Below are 17,654 nucleotides of genomic sequence, written 5' to 3' on the forward strand. Positions count from 1 at the left end.
GCCAAAGGCTCCGCCGATACTTATCAAAACCAAATCCTAAAACTATTCCCTCTCCATCGGATTAAATTTAATCTCAACTTTGGAATTCCTCTGAATATTACTCATCTTGGATTCCAATAATTTTTTCCTGTCCGTAAAATGAATATCTGAATTGTATACAATCTTTTTAGGCTTATTAATAATTTGTAAAAGCTTATAATGAAAATGATCTTTATCATCATACACTTCAAGAATCAATCCCGGTAATCCGGCAAATTTATAAGGACCATCCGATATAGGAATAGTCTTGGTATACCATGCAGTATATTGTCTACCACGAAATGTGGTTTCTGCTTTATAACATTCATAAGTCAGAATATTCTTTTTCTCAGTACCTAACTTCCACTTCATTTGATTTAAGGGTTCCTTATATCCGAAAACAACCTTATCAATCATTTCACTAAAAATTATCTCTGATTTTTTAAAGTCTTTGAATATAACATGATTTACCCTGAACATAGGTTTTGAAGGCAATTGTGTATATTTCTGGCTTGCTATAATCGAATCCACCTTATATCTTTTTTCATCTTGAAAAACAGATTGATTGTCACCAATATAAAGACAGACAATTTCATTATTCTTTTTAGCTTGCGTGGAATCCGATTTGAAATCCAGACCATAAACGATTTGGATAGTGGATGTAAAAATATTTTTTTGACATAAAAATGTCCCATAGCTGGAAAGCAATACTAGTACAAAAAGTTTTTTCATAACAATTATTATTGATAAAAAAGAGGCTGTAAACAGCCTCAAACATTATTTTTTTGTTGCAATAATTATTGTTTTTATTTTTTTATATGGATAATTCAATTGTTTTATCTCTGTACTGTCTTTGGTAATTTTCTTCACTTCTATTTTATCTTTTTGCATCAGCTCTTTAAATTTTTCATAACTATATTCTTTATTATTGACTAAAAAAACAGTCTGTTGATTGAATTTTTCAAAAGCAGCTGCCTGATTAAGATTACGCCGATTCACCTCATAATCGGTGGGGTAATCAACAATAGGTTGTGACAATTTTTTATTACAACTATATAGAATAGTAAAAAGAAAAACGACAGTGAATATAAATTTCATACGAAGCATTTATCAATTAATATTTTATCTAAATATAAAAATAAAAACGTAAAAATTAAGCCAAATAACTACCCTCTCCTGTACAATTTATCACATAGGTGCTTTGGGTGGCTAAACTTGCCGGAAAAAATAATGTTGTTCCTGTACTGGTGTCTACCCAATACGTTCCGGGTACAAAACAAGTTCCGTAACTTGTGTCTACGGCTCCAAATCCATAAGTCACAATAATGTCGGCGGGATTGCGGATGGAATTGTCTTGGCGGATAGAATTTTGAGATTTTTCAATAGGCGTGGACGCACTTACGAATCCAGCAACTCCAAGAGCTGCCAATACTACTAATTTTTTCATCATTTAAAAATTTGTTTGTTTTCAAGACAAACTTATTAAACATAAATCACCAAAACGAGAATCTATTTTGCATATTTTTTGCAATTTTCTTGTACAATATTTGTACAAATTGTACTTTTATGTGGGTTTAAAAAAAAGCACCATGCAAAAAGAAAAATTACGTTTACTGAGAAAGAAAAAAGGATATACACAGCAACAGATTGCGGATGTAATTGCTACTGATGTATCCAATTATAGTAGAAAAGAAAACGGAGACGTAAAAATTATAAAAGATGAATGGGATAAAATTGCTCGTTTTTTAGATGTTTCCGTAGAAGAAATTTATGAAGAAGATGACGCAAAGGTAATTATCAATAATGATCATCCTGTGTTTAATGACAATGCTGCTTCATCTATTATGACTCAATTCAATAATTTTTCTGCGTCCGTCATCCAGAACCTTCAGGATTATATTTCTCTTTTAAAGGAAGAGAATGAAAAACTAAAAGAAGAATTAAAAAATAAAAACAAAAAATAGTTAAAGTTCTTCTAAAGGATCCCAGAACAATTTCTTAAAATTTTTAATTCGAAAATTCTCAATAATAATACCTTCTGCTTCCAGCTTAGGTTGAAATTCCGGTACAGACAATGTTCCTGAACTTGAAATCACGCGATGAGCAGGAACATCTTTCGGGCACCCTCCCATTGCTTTTCCAACATGACGGGAATGATTGGGATACCCTACTGCTTTCGCAATAGCCCCATAGGTGGAAACACGCCCTTTAGGGATAAGCCTGGCTACTTCATACACTTGTTGTTTGAAAATTTCATCCATACTCCTGAAATTGTTTTAATAAGACTTATGTTTTGCATCATTTTTGGACTCAAAAAGAAGCACCAAAATATAAAGTTATGAAAAAATCTTTTTTCCGGTTGCTGAATAGAATCAATAAGGCTATTTTACCAAAATTAAGCAACAAGGATCCCAACAAGCTCACTAAACTTCAAAAAGGAATTTTAGCTTATCGCTATTTCGTTCTTATTAACTCTCTCGATTAAAATCAGACATTTAACTCTAATAAGAAAAAATAAAAACGCTTCAAAATAATTGAAGCGTTCTATATAATTATTAAAGATTATCTTGTGTTAAGAGTTCTCCAAAATATAAGAGAACATCAATGGAGCGCAAATAGTAGCATCACTTTCAACGATATATTTCGGTGTTGTGATATCCAATTTACCCCAAGTGATTTTTTCGTTTGGAACCGCTCCGGAATATGATCCGTAAGAAGTTGTAGAATCTGAAATCTGACAGAAATAAGACCAGAAAGGAATATCATGCATTTCCATATCCTGATACAACATCGGCACCACACAAATTGGGAAATCCCCTGCAATACCTCCACCAATCTGGAAGAAACCAACACCTTTCCCATCACAATTTTTAGTATACCAATCAGCAAGATAAGTCATATATTCAATCCCTGATTTCATCGTAGAAGCTTTTAATTCTCCTTTAATGCAGTAAGAGGCAAAAATATTCCCCATAGTGGAATCTTCCCAACCCGGAACTACTATCGGAAGGTTTTTCTCTGCTGCTGCAATCATCCATGAGTTTTCTCTAGGAATTTCATAATACTGCTCCAAAACGCCGGAAAGAATCATTTTATACATATATTCATGCGGGAAATATCTTTCTCCTTTAGCTTCTGCATCTTTCCAGATTTCCACGATATGTTTCTGCAATCTTCTGAAGGCTTCCTCTTCAGGAATACAAGTATCCGTTACCCTATTCAGACCTCTTTCCAACAAATCCCATTCTTCCTGAGGAGTAAGATCTCTGTAATGAGGAACTCTTTCATAATGAGAATGCGCAACAAGGTTCATTAAATCTTCTTCAAGATTAGCCCCTGTACAAGAGATGAAATCTACTTTTCCCTGACGAATCATTTCAGCAAGGATTTTCCCCAACTCTGCGGTTGACATTGCTCCGGCCAAAGTAATCATCATTTTTCCTCCATCCTTAAGATGCGCCACATATCCTTTGGAAGCATCTACCAATGCCGCTGCATTAAAGTGCAGATAGTATTTTTCTATGAATTCAGTAATCGGTTTGTTCATTATTTTGATTTTTGCAAAGATAAAACTTAAAAACGGAATGTACAGCTACACCGCATAAATTTAAAATTTGAACCGCCGGTTCTCTTTTTTATCAGATAATTTCTTTTTGGTATCAAGCCTTTTTTGTTTTTGAGCCTTTGATGGTTTGGTGGCAATTCTTTTCTTGGGTATAATCAAAGACTTATTTACTATTTCAAGGATTTTTTCAGTCGCTTTATTCTTGTTCATTAATTGAGTTCTGCTTTCTGAAACCGTTAAGAACAGAAAACCTTCAGCATTGATCCTGTTTTTTAGTTTGCTTTGAATTAAAACCTTTTCATCATCATTAAAAAATTCAGATTCAGCAACATTCCAAAGCACCGTAACAGAAGTTTCCACTTTATTCACGTTCTGTCCTCCTGCTCCACTACTGCGGGAAGTTTTATAGCTAAGTTCTTTTGTAAAATCTTTCATGAGTATGAATTCAAAAAATTTTATGGAGTGATAAGGTCAAGCAATTCTCTCCTGTTTACTTTCCCATTGGGTGTTCTCGGAATTTCTCTTACGAAAATAATTTCCTTAGGTTTGTGAAAATTTTTCTCGAATTGAGTTTCTAAAACCTTTTTAATTAAGTCCTCAGATTCTTCTCCTTCTATAATCAATATCAACTTTTGACCCAAACTCTCATCTTTAACACCTAAAAAAACAGCTTCATTCGGAATTTCTTTTTTAACCAAAGCTTCCAATTGTTCAGGAAAAATCTTCGCCCCTCCGGAATTGATTACATTATCCACCCTACCCAGAAATCTGAATTGCCTTTCATTTTTAATTTCAACTAAATCATTAGTCTGAAGAACTTCCACATTGAGATCAGGCGCAAAAATTTTTAGACAGCCTCTTTCATCCGTTGAAATTGAAACATCTTCAAAAACCGTAAAATACTCTTCCGGTTGTGGAGTAATTGGCTTTAAGGCAATATGGGAAAGCGTTTCAGACATTCCGTACGTTTCATAAATATGAGTTGTAAACCCTGAAATTCTTTTTTTAAGGCTTTCCGATACTGCCGCTCCTCCAATGATAAGATTTTTAATCAGATGTATTTTATCTAATGAATTCTCCACCTGTAATGGAGTCAGGGCACAAAAATCTGTTTCAGAATGCAATTTTTCAAGAGGTTTAAGTGATGGTTCAGAAATCATCAGCTTTAATTTTCTTTCCAAAGAACGAACAATCATCATTTTCCCTGAAATATACTCTACCGGTAAACAGAGGAATGCCGTATCTCCTTCTTGTAATCCCAGGAAATTGCAGGTCATCTTTGCAGAATGTATCATTCTATTTTTTTCAATCTCAAAAACTTTTGGAGTCCCTGTGGATCCGGAAGTCTGAACTTTCACTGTCCGGGAATCCGAAAACCATTCTTCTAAAAAAAAATTGATTTTTTTTTCAAAATCCGTCTCAAAGTCTAAATTATTAATTTTGAGATTATTAAAATCTATAAGCATAATGACAGTGCATAAAAAGTGGAGTAAATTTAAAAAAAATTGCAAAAAGTTCTTGTAAGAAAAGAAAAAAGCTGTAAATTTGCACCACTGAAACAGAAACAAAGACCCATGGTGTAGCGGTAACACTACTGATTTTGGTTCAGTCATCTGGGGTTCGAATCCCTGTGGGTCTACAAACCATCCTAATTTTAGGATGGTTTTTTTATTATTACTCGTTACATATTATAAATAATACTATTTTTTTATAAGTCTTTATTTTTTAATAATTGTAGAACTTGCTGCTCTAATTTTTCAATCTTTTCGGATTGAGATTTCAGCGTTTTATTTTCTTGCTGAAGCCGTTCAATCTGTTCTTGCTGAGACTTTAACTGCTTGTTCTGCCCAATAGAGTACAAAGTAAGTTCTTCAATCTTTTCCAAAAGCTTTGCATCCATTTCGCCCAAATTGATTCCATTTTTTACAACTTCCTCAGCAGATGGAATATTAGGAAGATGACCGTTCTCTGTAATATACTTTTCTACCTCATCTAAAGTATTGAGCTTATAATGCTTTTTAAATACATAATCTGCCCAACCATTTGCAGAAGCAATATCTACCTTTACTTTTTCCGCTTTTATACCATCCCTTACAAATAGCCTGTAGGAATTACAATCACTACATCCTGAAAGTGCATAATTATCCCAAGCAATGCCAATAAAAACTTTTCCGCTGTTTCTTACTGAAAATACGGGTTTCGCCCAATCGCCAGAAGACAGAGGGGTGGATAGGGTTAAAATACCAATATCATTGGATTGATACTTATCGTACTTAAGCCACATCAAATCCATTCCTCCATTAATGTTTTGTGCATTATTAAAGAAATGATAACTATCGCGGCTAGTTACATCTGTTACAAATTCTGTATTGCCGAAAAAATTCAATGCCCTGTTTGGACTGGGAGCAATTCCTATTCCGATATTACCGGAAGGATTAATTCGAATTCTCTCAATACTATTTGTTTTAATAACAAAATCTTTTGCATCGGTTGTTCCTATAAAATTAGTGGAAGAGTCTATCCCTGTATTACCTGTAAGATTCCATGATTGTGCATAAGCGAATGACGTCGTTAATAAGGCTAACGACAATAATTTTATTCTCATAATTGTGAATTTTTTGTAAAAATACATTTTTTTATTCACCCTGAATAAAAACATGCAGTTCAAATTACAAATAGCTTATTTTAAGCATTATACATTAATAAAAATAATTAACAAAACAAGATTTCTGTCAAAGCAAAGACACTATTTGTAAAATTTCTACACACAATAAAAAAAGAACTTCTATTATTTTAAATACTCATCCGGAATCATGATATTATTCTCCTTCATATAGTTAATCAAATCACGATACTTATCTTCATAATCATCTGTGGAACACTTATGGGAAATGCTACAAATATCTGAAGGTTTTATTTCCAGAATGTCTGAAATCTTTGTGAGTATTTCGAGATTGATCTTCACTTTGGAATTTTCAATATCCGAATAAGCTTTCTGGGAAATTCCCATCTCGAAAGCCATATACTCCTGGGTAAGATCTTTACTTCTTCGGATTTTTCTGATGTTTTGACCACATATTTTCATTGCGTCTGTTTTAGTAGTTTTCGGTATAGTTTAGAAGATGAGCTACTAGCCTCTAACAAAGTTAATAAATACCTTTGGCATAACATTATACACTTATATGATATTTATTTCTCTATGACAATTGAGCTTAAAAAAGCCAGGCTATAAAGGATAAATATCACCTCTGGACAATACGTTAATTATGGAGACGCAAAAATTTAATTATGACAATACCATTGTCAGAGCATTCTTGTATGCCACCGTTATATTTGGACTTGTAGGGTTTCTTCTGGGTTTGACTGCTGCATTAATGCTCTTCTACCCTGAACTTCCGGAATTTTTATTCGGAACGGATGATACAACCATTAAAAGCTTAAGAAGTGGCAATATCCAGGGATTGATCAATACACAGGGTGCTATGGGATTCGGAAGAATCAGAATGCTTCACACCAGTGCCGTGATCTTTGCTTTTGTGTGTAATTCATTCTTCTGCGGAGCCTATTACAGCTTACAAAGGTTATTAAAAACAAGAATGTACAGTGATACTTTATCATGGATCCATTTCTGGACATGGCAGATCATGATCATCGCTGTTGTGATTACCTTCTTAATGGGAATCAATACCTCTAAAGAATATGCAGAACATGAATGGCCAATTGATATTTTGATCGCGTTCTCATGGATCATCTTCGGGATCAATATGTTCGGAACGATTGCCAAAAGAAGAGTGAGACACCTTTACGTAGCAATCTGGTTCTTTATCGGTACCTGGATCGCGGTAGCAATGCTTCACATCTTTAACAACCTAGAGGTTCCATTATCATTCACTGGATGGAAATCATACTCAGCGTATGCAGGAGTGAAGGATGCCCTTGTACAATGGTGGTATGGTCACAATGCAGTAGCATTTGTATTAACGACACCAGTTCTTGGTTTGATGTATTATTTCTTACCAAAAGCTGCTGACAGACCGGTTTTCTCTTATAAGTTATCCATTATTCACTTCTGGTCATTGATATTCGTTTACCTATGGGCTGGTCCTCACCACCTTCAGTATACAGCCCTTCCGGCATGGGCTCAAGCATTGGGAACAGGTTTCTCCATCATGCTTATTGCACCGTCTTGGGGAGGAATGCTAAATGGTCTTCTTACATTAAGAGGAGCTTGGGATAAAGTGAGAGAAAATCCTATTCTTAAATTCTTCGTGGTTGCAGTAACCTGTTATGGTATGGCAACATTTGAAGGACCGCTTTTAGCTACTAAATCTTTAAATAAAATCGGGCATTATACCGATTGGGTTATCGGGCACGTTCATATTGGTGCTTTGGGATGGAACGGATTCATGGCCTTCGGAATTGTATATTACCTTATTCCGGTAATGTGGAGAACTAAACTTTGGTCTGTAAAATTAGCTAACTGGCATTTCTGGTTAGGAACATTAGGAATTATTTTCTATGCAGTACCAATGTATATTTCAGGGTTCACTCAGGGGTTAATGTGGAAACAGTTCAACCCGGATGGAACATTAGTATGGAAAAACTGGTTAGATACGGTAACCGCTATTATTCCTTACTTTAAAATGAGATTCTTAGGTGGTCTTTTCTATATTTCAGGAGCGATTTTAATGGTGATCAACGCTTATAAAACCATTAAATCAGGGTCATTCCAGAGAGAAGTCCCCGCAGAGGCTCCCGCATTGGCCAATATCGGAAGCCAGAGAAGAGAAGGCGAAGGTATCCATTTATGGATTGAAAGAACACCTAAACTACTTTCCATATTAGCATTTATAACCATTGCTATTGGAGGAATCATAGAAATTGTTCCTACTCTTACCGTCAAAAGCAATCTTCCACAGATTACTGCTGTAAAACCGTACACCCCCTTAGAACTGGAAGGAAGAGATTTATACATCCGTGAGGGCTGTAACTCCTGCCACTCCCAAATGATAAGGCCTTTCCGTGATGAAGTCGTAAGATTTGAAGGAAAGAACGGACAGTATTCAAAAGCCGGAGAGTTCGTGTATGACAGACCATTCTTATGGGGATCAAAAAGAACAGGCCCTGATTTGCACAGAGAAGGAGGAAGAAATCCGGATTCATGGCACTTTAAGCACATGTATAATCCAAGAATCACTTCCGCAGGTTCTATTATGCCCCGCTTCCCATGGCTGATTACCAACAAACTGGACCGTTCTGAAATGGTGAATAAAATGAAGCTCATGAAGAATGCATTTGATGTGCCATATACAAAAGCACAGATAGATTCCGCCAATCAATGGGCCGATAATCAATCCAAAGCCATTGTAAAAAGAATTTATTCGGAAGCTGTTGATGTAAAAGATCAAATAGAAAAAGACAAAATAACAAAAGGAGGCACATTCGTACCGCTTGAACAAAGAGAAATTATAGCGATGATTGCCTATCTGCAAAGATTGGGAACAGATATTAAGACCACAGATATCAAAACAGCCAGTGCGGAATAACTAACCAAATAAAAGAGCAATGAAAACGAGAACTCCCATTTCCATATATATTGCGGTAACCGTAGGTTTAACCATTATGGCATTTGAAATGTTCAGCCAGGACGGAAATTATTTTTCTTCCCCTTATTTTTGGGTATTGCTTATCATTACCATTATTCTTCTTTTCATCCTGAATTCCATTGGAGATTTGATTGAAAATGAAAATTTCAGCAGATTAACGGAGGAAGAAAAAAAGCTATACCTGGAAGATAAAAAAACATCTTACTTTCAAAAGCTATGGAATTCTGCCTTTAAAAAACAGTCACAATCTGAAGAAAAGGATATTCTTATCGATCATGGTTTCGATGGAATTACAGAACTTGACAATTCACTTCCAAAATGGTGGATAGGACTATTCTGGTTCGGATGTATATTCTGTGCGGTTTATATGATTGCATTTGCCTTTACGGATTATGCACATCCAGATTCGGAATATGTGTCGGAAACCAAGACCATGATGGCTTCCATAGCAGAATTTGAAAAAAATGCACCTCCCGTTAATCTGGAAACCGCAAAATACAGTGCTGATAATGTTGCAGAAGGAGAACAGCTTTTTAAAACCAATTGTGTAACCTGTCATTCTGATGGAGGAAAAGGAGGAATCGGTCCTAACCTTACTGATAAACACTGGATCAACATCAAAGAAAAAACTCTTTTCAAAAATGTATTCTGGATGCTGGAGAATGGGTCTCCCAATAACCCAACGATGAGACCTTTCATCAAGGAAGGAACCATAACAGGAAGAGATGCTGAGAAAATTGCTGCTTACGTTTACCATATCAACCAGGAAACTGCGCCTGTAACCGAAGCACAGGGAGGTGCTGCCCCACAGGGAGAACAGGCCAAATGGGAAAATGAATAGTAACTGATAAAAACACTCAATTATATACATGCCATGCCCCCTAACTAACATTTGAATTTTCATTTTTTGCAAAACCTTTTCAATACATAAAATGATTAAAGGGGGCTTTTAAAAATAAATCCTAGCTTTGGCTGTCTCATCAACTAATTCACTTGACTAGACTAAACTAAATTCCATAATAGGCAGCCAAGGCAGGATTTTTGTATTCAAATTAGGATACCACAAGCGATAACATTTGAAACTTCATTTGTTATCTTTGTTTAAAACCCGAAAATTTGAAACTGAAAATAAACAAAAGAAAAATTCTTAGGGGTATTCTGATAACGATTATTTCGATATTCGTTTTACTTACTCTGCTTATTTTCAGCTTAAGGCTTCCGGTGGTCCAAAATTTTTTAAAAGACAAGCTGGTCGTCTATCTTGAGAAAAAAATCAAAACAAAAGTCAGTATAGACAGAGTGTATGTGGGATTTCCCAATAGCCTCGTCATGGAAAAGCTTTATCTGGAAGGCCAGAATAAAGATACTCTTTTAGCGGTCAGGAAGCTTGATGTCGGGTTGCATATGCTCAAACTGATCAACTCCACCGCAGATATCACTTCTGCCAGTATGGAAGGAGTCCGGGCCAATGTGGTGAGAAAACCGGATGGCAAATTCAATTTCGATTACATTATTGATGCGTTTGCAACAAAAGATGCAGAAGAAAGTCCATCCAAACCGTTCATTATTTCTCTTGACAAGATCAATCTGAAAGATATTGGCGTTACGTTTAATGACCAGCAATCCAGGAATGACCTTACAGTATATTTCAGATCGTTTGATACGAGAGTACGGACTTTTGATCTGGATAAAAACACCTATGCTTTCAATGACATCAATCTTGATGGCTTAAAGCTAAAGTTAAAACAAGACTTGGTAGAGGAAGTTTCTGAAAACGTAGAAGAAAAAGTAGATTCCCTCAATCAGAAAAAATCTATGAAAATTGGTTTAAAGGGAGTAAAATTCACAAATTTTGATATTGATTATGGCGATGATAATACCAAAACCTTCGCCAAAGTTCTGTTTAAAGAATTAAGTACCCGGGTTAATAAACTTGACCTTGAAAACAATTCTTACAGTATTGCTAATGTTATCCTTTCCGGTGCGGATATTAATGCTAATCTTTATCTACCTGCCGCAAATGCCAATCCGAAAAATTCAAAACAGCCATCTACAAAAACGGAAAAAGAAAAAGCTCTTCAATTGCTCTTGGGCAAGCTTCTTCTGAATGATGTAAAAGTGGCTTATAATAATACCGCAATAGCACCTACCAAATCAGGTATGGATTTTAACCATCTGAATTTCTCCAAAACGAATTTGGAAATCAGAAATTTCAGAATGGAAAACAATACCTTCGCAGGAACAGTAAATTCTGCGGAGATCCAGGAATCCCGTGGTTTGAATATCCAGAAATTCAATACCGATTTTGTGTATGAGGAGAAACAGGCTTACCTGAAAGACCTGTATCTTCAAACACCTAAAACTGTTTTACGGGATGAGATCATATTGAATTATAATTCCATTGAACAGTTAACCGCCAATCCGGGAGCTTTAAAAATTTCAGCCAGCATCCGCAATTCCAAAATCGGATTTTCTGATATCCTGAATATTGTTCCTACTTTAAGAAATACAGTTCCTTTCAGCAAATATCCAAATGCTATAGTAAATGTGAATGCCTTGGTCAACGGAACAGTAAATGATATGATGATCAAAGATTTAAAATTATCAGGTCTAGATCAATTGAAAGTTTCTGCGGCCGGAAGGATCAGAAATATGATGAATCCTGAGAATTTATATTATGATCTTCGTATCGGGGAACTGTCGTCATCAGGAAAAACAATTTTCAATCTGGTCCCTAAAAATACGATTCCTTCTAATATCTCTCTTCCCTCCTATTTCAGTATAAAAGGTACAGCAAAAGGAACTACAGAAGTGGTAAATACCAATCTGAGCCTTACCTCAACTCTTGGAAATGCCGGAATTATTGCTCAGGTAGACATGAGAAGAAAAAATCATGAATTATATGACGTAAAAGCCAACCTTCAGAATTTGCAGATCGGTAAAATCATCCAGAATAAAGATTTAGGAGCTATTACTGCACAAATTTCCGCCAAAGGGGAAAGCTTTGATTTCAAGAATGCTAAAGCAAACCTGAAAGGATATGTAAGCTCTGCGGGCTATAAAGGCTATCGCTATCAGAATATGAATTTAACAGGCAAGATCAATCGTGGTGCCTATGATATTGTATTGAATTCAAAAGATCCGAATGCCAATTTGCAATTAACTGCTTCCGGAGTGTATGACGAAAAAAATCCAATGGTAAAAGTAAATGGGAATATCAACAAACTTGATCTGAATAAGCTTGGTTTTTATGAAAAACCGATGATCATTGCAGGAAAAATTGACGGGGATTTCACCAATTTGGATCCAGATCACTTGAATGGATATCTCAATCTTCAGGATTTTGCCATGTCCGATACCAAAGAAGTCTATCCAATTCAGGAAATCAATATAAAAACAGTTTCCACATCAGATTCAACTAAAATCAATCTGAATTCCCAGATTGCAGATGTAGAACTGAAAGGTAAATACAGGCTTACCCAGATTTTCGGATCATTACAGCAGACAATCAACCAGTATTACCAGTTCCAGAAGCCAGATAAAACTCAAAAGATTGAAGCCGGGCAATATTTTACCTTTAATGCGAAGATTAAAAACGATGATCTCATCAGAAAATTTGTTCCTGATCTGAAAAGCTTTGAAACAATTAATATCGTTGGAAATTATGATGCAGACACTCAAAAAATCGAAATAGACGGACAAATTCCGCAGGTTTTATATGGTGAAAATTCCATTGAAAATGCTTCATTGAAAATAACTAATGAAAATCAGGCTTTACAGTATAATCTGGATGTTGCTTCCTTAAAAAGTGAAAGCTTTGCCTTAAATAAAGTGAATATCAACGGAGACATTGCCAACAATATCATCAATTATAACATCACTACCAAAGACGAAAAAAATACAACCCGTTTCTTAATTGCAGGAAATGCAAAGTCTTTGAATGATGTTACGGAAATTTCATTGAATCCAAATGGTTTAAAGCTTAATTATAATGACTGGACTGTGGCTGAAAACAATAAAATACAGATCAGCAGCAGTGGAATTGTAGCTGATAATTTCAGGCTTTCCAATGCAGGAAGTGAAATTCTGCTGCAATCGGAAACCAATTCACCCTCCAGTCCTTTAAATATTTCGTTGAAAGATTTTAAAATAGAAACCATTACGGAAATCATTAAAAAGGACTCCCTATTGGCAAAAGGAACCATCAACGGAACAGCACAGCTTAGAAACGTCACCAAAAATATGACTTTCACTTCTGATCTGAATATTTCTGATCTTATCGTATACGGAAGTCCAGTAGGAAATCTGGATGTAAAAGTAAACAGCAGCTCAGCCAGCGTTCTTAATGCTGACATTGCCCTTTCCGGAAATAATAATGATGTAAAAATCCTTGGTGATTATAATACCTCTTCAAGCACGTTTGATATGAATATGGATATCAATCAACTTCAGATGAAGAGTATTCAAGGATTCACAATGAATGCGATCACAAATGCAGAAGGCTATCTTTCAGGAGACCTGAAGATCACGGGGAGTACCGAAAAACCTAATATTTTAGGAAAAGTAAAATTTAATAATGCTGGACTGATGATTTCACAGACGGGAAGTGATTTCAGAAATATTAATGATGAAATTGATTTTACCAACCGTGGAATTGCCTTCAATCAATTCAAAATAAAAGATAAAGATGGAAATTCTCTTGCGCTGAACGGAGAAATCCTTACTCAAAACTACAGAGATTTTGCTTTCAATTTTGATGTGAATGCCAAAGATTTCAAAGTAGTAAACTCTGAGAAATCGAATGAGGCCATTATGTATGGAACTCTTGCCATTGATGCGAATCTGCATGTTCGCGGAAATTTAGATTTACCAAAAGTTGACGGAAGATTAACCGTTGCAGACAATACAGACTTTACTTTCGTTCTTCCTCAATCCACTCCTTCTGTACAGGAAAGAGAAGGCATCGTGGAATTCATTGACCAAGATCAGGTGGTCCTGAATAAGACCATTAAAGCAGATTCCCTGAATACAGACAGCCGCATCAGAGGTATGGATGTAAATGTAAATATAGAAATTCATAAAGAAGCCCAATTGTCTATTCTTATTGATAAAGTAAACGGAGATTTTGTTAAACTTCAGGGTGAAGCTCAATTAACAGGTGGCATTGATCCATCAGGAAAAACAACTTTGGTAGGAGTCTATGAAGTGGAAAAAGGTTCTTATGAACTCACTGTAAGTGTACTGAAACGTAAGTTTGATATCCAAAAAGGAAGTACCATTACATGGACCGGTGAACCTACTGCTGCCAATCTGGATATCACCGCCGTATATAAAACAGAAGCCCCGCCAATAGATTTGCTGGAGCAGCAACTAAGCGGCATGTCTGCTTCCGATATGAATATGTATAAGCAAAGAATTCCTTTCAATACGTTGCTTAAAATGAAAGGAGAACTTTTAAAGCCTCAGATCACCTTTGATATTACAACGGAAGAAGAAAATAATGCAGTGGCATCTTCTGTAACAGATAACGTAAATGCTAAGCTAGCCCAATTAAGAACAGAAGAGTCTGAAATGAACAAACAGGTTTTTGCACTGTTACTATTGAACCGTTTCGTGGGGGAAAATCCTTTCCAAAGCGGTGCCGGATTGTCTGCTGAATCCATGGCCAGACAAAGTGTAAGTAAAATTCTTTCTCAACAATTGAATAATCTTGCGTCCGGATTAATCAAAGGAGTGGATTTGAATTTTGACCTTGAATCTTCCGAAGACTATTCTTCAGGAGAAAAAAATACAAGAACCGACCTGAATGTAGATATCAGCAAAAAGCTGCTGAATGACCGTTTAAAAGTTTCGGTGGGAAGTAATTTCGGACTGGAAGGCGATGCAAGGCAGAATGAAAATATGACAAATATTGCAGGTGATGTTACCGTAGACTACAGTCTTTCCAAAGACGGAAGGTATATGCTGCGTGCCTACCGTAAGAATGAATATCAGGTGGCTCTTCAGGGGCAGATTGTAGAAACAGGAGTCGGGTTTATCATTACATTGGATTATGATAAATTCCGGGAGATTTTTCAAAAATCCAGAAAAAATAAAGTCAAAGAAAATAAAACGAATCAAGTAGTAGAGTTTAAATAATGAAAAGTACATTGCACACCTGTCTTAAGTATCTATTTGTTTCGGGATTTGCCTTAACAGTATTTTCATGCAGCAACACCAGGTTTCTGAAAGAAGGCCAGATGTTGTATACCGGCGCTGATGTAAAGATTGAAAATGATACGATTTCAAAGAAGGAAAAGAAAGATCTGAAGATGGCACTGGAAGACAATCTTACCCCCAAACCCAACTCTTCATTTCTGGGATTACGTCCGAGATTATATTTTTATAATATCACCAAAGAACCTGAAAAGGAAAAAGGATTCCGTTACTGGCTGAAATATAAAGTAGGTGAAAAACCTGTATTATTAGGAGATGTAGACAGGGAATTCAATAAAGATATCATTGAAAATTATTCAGAAAATAAGGGTTATTTCAATGCAAGGGCTACGTATGACACTGTTTCCAAAAATAAAAAGGCAAAAGTTATTTACACGGTAAGACCCGGTGCAAGATATTTGATCAGTAATGTAAAATTTCAACGAGATTCTACACTTGTTAATCTGGAAATTCAAAATATTACCGATAAGACATTACTGAAACCCGGAAAACCTTTTGACCTGGACGTGATCAAAGCTGAAAGAGAAAGAATTGATAACGGATTGAAAGAAAAAGGATTCTATTATTTCCATCCGGACAATATTATTGTTCAGGCTGACAGTACCGTAAGTAAAAACCACAAGGTTGAACTTAATGTAAAATTAAAGGATGACACTCCGAATCTGGCCAAACAACAATTTAGCATTGATAAGGTGATTGTATTTCCCAATTACAATATTCAGGATGTAAAAGATGGAAAATACAGCATTCCCATGAATACGGATTCTCTTTCTAGGTATGCTTATAATGATATCTATGTGATTGATCCCAAGCATACATTCAAACCTAAAATTTTCGACAGGGCACTGTATTTTGAGCGGGGAGATTTATACAACCGTGCTGATCACAATCTTACCCTGAACCGTCTGATCAGTTTAGGGGTTTTTAAATTCGTAAAAAATGAATTTATTGTCTCCGATTCTTTGAACCATAAATTTGACACTTACTATTTGCTGACCCCAAGAAAACTGCAATCACTTCGTCTTGAAGCATTGGGAAGAACCAATTCTGCCAATTACGCAGGCAGTGAACTTAATCTGAACTGGACCCACAGAAATTTCTTCCGTGGGGCGGAACAATTCAAAGCTTCTGTTTATGGGGCTTTTGATGTGCAAATCGGAGGACCAAAAGATGCGAATAATATTTTCCGTGCGGGAGCCAATGCACAGCTTTCCATTCCAAGGATTGTGGCACCTTTCCGTTTCCACTCTTCCAGTGCTTTTGTTCCAAGGACTAATATCAGTTTAGGATATGAATTCCAGAACCGTACACAATATTATACGCTTAATAATTTCAATGCTTCGTTTGGGTATGTATGGAAAGAAAATGCGAGAAAGGAGCATGATTTAAAGATATTTGATGTTACCCTGGTTTCTCCTGCCAATGTAACTCCAAAATATGATTCTCTGTCTCAAAACAGCTCCGCTTTACGAAGAGTAGTTGAAAGACAGCTTATTTTCGGGCCTATTTACACTTATACCTACACCAATACCATGATGCAGAAAACCAATACAGTGTATTATCGTGGTATGCTTGATTTAGCCGGAAATCTTACCGGTTTACTTACCGGCGCCAATGTAAAAAAAGATAAACAAAAAGAAATCTTTGATATTCCTTTCAGCCAGTATGCTAAAATTGAAAATGATTTCAGATTCTATCATAAGTTTGCTGAAAAAACTTCTTTTGCCTCAAGATTCATTGCAGGCGTTGCTTATCCTTATGGAAACTCAGAATACATTCCGTTCTCAAGACAGTTTTTTGCGGGAGGAAGCAATAGCATCCGTGCTTTCCGTGCAAGAACATTAGGACCCGGAAGTTATGACCCGAGAACCCAACCGGATGGTGTTTTCTTTGATCAGGCAGGAGATATTAAATTAGAATTGAATGCAGAATACCGTGCTAATCTTTATAAATTTTTAAATGTTGCCGTTTTTGCAGATGCCGGAAATATCTGGCTGGTCAATGAAGATCCGGAAAGGCCTGGCGGAAAATTCTCCAAAAACTTTTTAAGTGAAATTGCGGTGGGTGCAGGAGTAGGATTACGATTGGATTTCTCGATCTTAATTCTGAGACTGGATTTAGCTATGCCTTTGAGAGTTCCTTATTATGAAAAAGGAAACAGATGGACTTTTGATAAGATTAATTTCGGAGACAGCAGCTGGAGAAAAGACAATCTTATTTTGAATATTGCAATCGGATATCCTTTCTAA

Annotated in this window: 15 protein-coding genes and 1 tRNA gene; 7 read left to right on the forward strand and 9 right to left on the reverse strand. The window is 35.9% G+C overall.

The features are described from left to right. Positions 1-42 precede the first annotated feature (42 nt). From EGI05_RS07720 to EGI05_RS07730, 3 genes are read right to left on the reverse strand one after another with little or no spacing between them, the layout of a single operon-like run. On the reverse strand, positions 43-750 hold the full coding sequence (locus EGI05_RS07720) for a GLPGLI family protein (RefSeq protein WP_123262441.1): 708 nt from the start codon (positions 748-750) through the stop codon (positions 43-45). 45 nt (positions 751-795) lie between these two features. Then, positions 796-1,116, reverse strand: a complete 321-nt coding sequence (locus EGI05_RS07725) for a hypothetical protein (protein WP_134197331.1) — start codon at positions 1,114-1,116, stop codon at positions 796-798. Positions 1,117-1,171: 55 nt separating this feature from the next. After that, entirely contained in the window at positions 1,172-1,468 is a 297-nt protein-coding gene (locus tag EGI05_RS07730) for a hypothetical protein (RefSeq protein WP_123262443.1), read from the reverse strand. 139 nt (positions 1,469-1,607) lie between these two features. Here EGI05_RS07730 and EGI05_RS07735 point away from each other — a divergent pair, with 139 nt between their 5' ends. Further along, on the forward strand, positions 1,608-1,982 hold the full coding sequence (locus EGI05_RS07735) for a helix-turn-helix transcriptional regulator (protein WP_123262609.1): 375 nt from the start codon (positions 1,608-1,610) through the stop codon (positions 1,980-1,982). On the opposite strand, the gene EGI05_RS07740 is transcribed toward EGI05_RS07735, so the two are convergent. After that, a complete protein-coding gene (locus EGI05_RS07740) occupies positions 1,983-2,279 on the reverse strand; it encodes an MGMT family protein (protein ID WP_123262444.1) in 297 nt (98 codons plus the stop codon). Between the two features lie 77 nt (positions 2,280-2,356). Here EGI05_RS07740 and EGI05_RS17955 point away from each other — a divergent pair, with 77 nt between their 5' ends. Beyond that, entirely contained in the window at positions 2,357-2,503 is a 147-nt protein-coding gene (locus tag EGI05_RS17955; RefSeq protein ID WP_166668300.1) for a hypothetical protein, read from the forward strand. Between the two features lie 87 nt (positions 2,504-2,590). Here EGI05_RS17955 and EGI05_RS07745 read toward each other — a convergent pair whose 3' ends face one another. Genes EGI05_RS07745 through EGI05_RS07755 form a run of 3 tightly spaced genes read right to left on the reverse strand, consistent with a single transcriptional unit; the run spans position 2,591 to position 5,049 of the window. Further along, positions 2,591-3,565 (reverse strand): deoxyhypusine synthase family protein, encoded by a 975-nt coding sequence (locus EGI05_RS07745; protein ID WP_123262445.1) that lies wholly within the window; start codon positions 3,563-3,565, stop codon positions 2,591-2,593. Positions 3,566-3,625: 60 nt separating this feature from the next. Further along, positions 3,626-4,018 carry an alternative ribosome rescue aminoacyl-tRNA hydrolase ArfB gene (gene arfB, locus EGI05_RS07750; protein ID WP_123262446.1) on the reverse strand — a complete coding sequence of 131 codons (393 nt, stop codon included), beginning with the start codon at positions 4,016-4,018 and terminating at the stop codon, positions 3,626-3,628. 20 nt (positions 4,019-4,038) lie between these two features. Continuing rightward, on the reverse strand, positions 4,039-5,049 hold the full coding sequence (locus EGI05_RS07755; protein WP_123262447.1) for an AMP-binding protein: 1,011 nt from the start codon (positions 5,047-5,049) through the stop codon (positions 4,039-4,041). A 102-nt stretch (positions 5,050-5,151) separates the two neighbouring features. On the opposite strand from EGI05_RS07755, the gene EGI05_RS07760 reads away from it, so the two are divergent. Then, positions 5,152-5,222: transfer RNA gene (locus EGI05_RS07760), tRNA-Gln, on the forward strand. A gap of 69 nt (positions 5,223-5,291) precedes the next feature. Here EGI05_RS07760 and EGI05_RS07765 read toward each other — a convergent pair. Beyond that, on the reverse strand, positions 5,292-6,188 hold the full coding sequence (locus EGI05_RS07765) for a cell wall anchor protein (RefSeq protein ID WP_134197329.1): 897 nt from the start codon (positions 6,186-6,188) through the stop codon (positions 5,292-5,294). Between the two features lie 183 nt (positions 6,189-6,371). Next, the gene (locus EGI05_RS07770) at positions 6,372-6,668 is read right to left on the reverse strand and encodes a helix-turn-helix domain-containing protein (RefSeq protein WP_123262449.1); all 297 of its coding nucleotides are present in this window, start codon (positions 6,666-6,668) and stop codon (positions 6,372-6,374) included. Between the two features lie 181 nt (positions 6,669-6,849). Between EGI05_RS07770 and ccoN the strand changes: the two genes are divergently transcribed. The 4 genes from ccoN (at position 6,850) to tamL (ending at position 17,654) form a co-directional block, all read left to right on the forward strand. Further along, entirely contained in the window at positions 6,850-9,129 is a 2,280-nt protein-coding gene (gene ccoN / locus EGI05_RS07775; RefSeq protein ID WP_123262450.1) for a cytochrome-c oxidase, cbb3-type subunit I, read from the forward strand. Positions 9,130-9,148: 19 nt separating this feature from the next. Beyond that, positions 9,149-10,030: a c-type cytochrome gene (locus tag EGI05_RS07780; protein ID WP_123262451.1), complete on the forward strand. Its 882-nt coding sequence runs from the start codon at positions 9,149-9,151 to the stop codon at positions 10,028-10,030. Between the two features lie 275 nt (positions 10,031-10,305). After that, positions 10,306-15,327: a translocation/assembly module TamB domain-containing protein gene (locus EGI05_RS07785; protein ID WP_123262452.1), complete on the forward strand. Its 5,022-nt coding sequence runs from the start codon at positions 10,306-10,308 to the stop codon at positions 15,325-15,327. Continuing rightward, the gene (tamL, locus tag EGI05_RS07790; RefSeq protein WP_123262453.1) at positions 15,327-17,654 is read left to right on the forward strand and encodes a translocation and assembly module lipoprotein TamL; all 2,328 of its coding nucleotides are present in this window, start codon (positions 15,327-15,329) and stop codon (positions 17,652-17,654) included. The genes EGI05_RS07785 and tamL overlap by 1 nt, the downstream gene beginning before the upstream one ends.

It is taken from the genome of Chryseobacterium daecheongense (genome assembly GCF_003729955.1).
In the GTDB taxonomy this organism is placed as follows: domain Bacteria; phylum Bacteroidota; class Bacteroidia; order Flavobacteriales; family Weeksellaceae; genus Chryseobacterium; species Chryseobacterium daecheongense.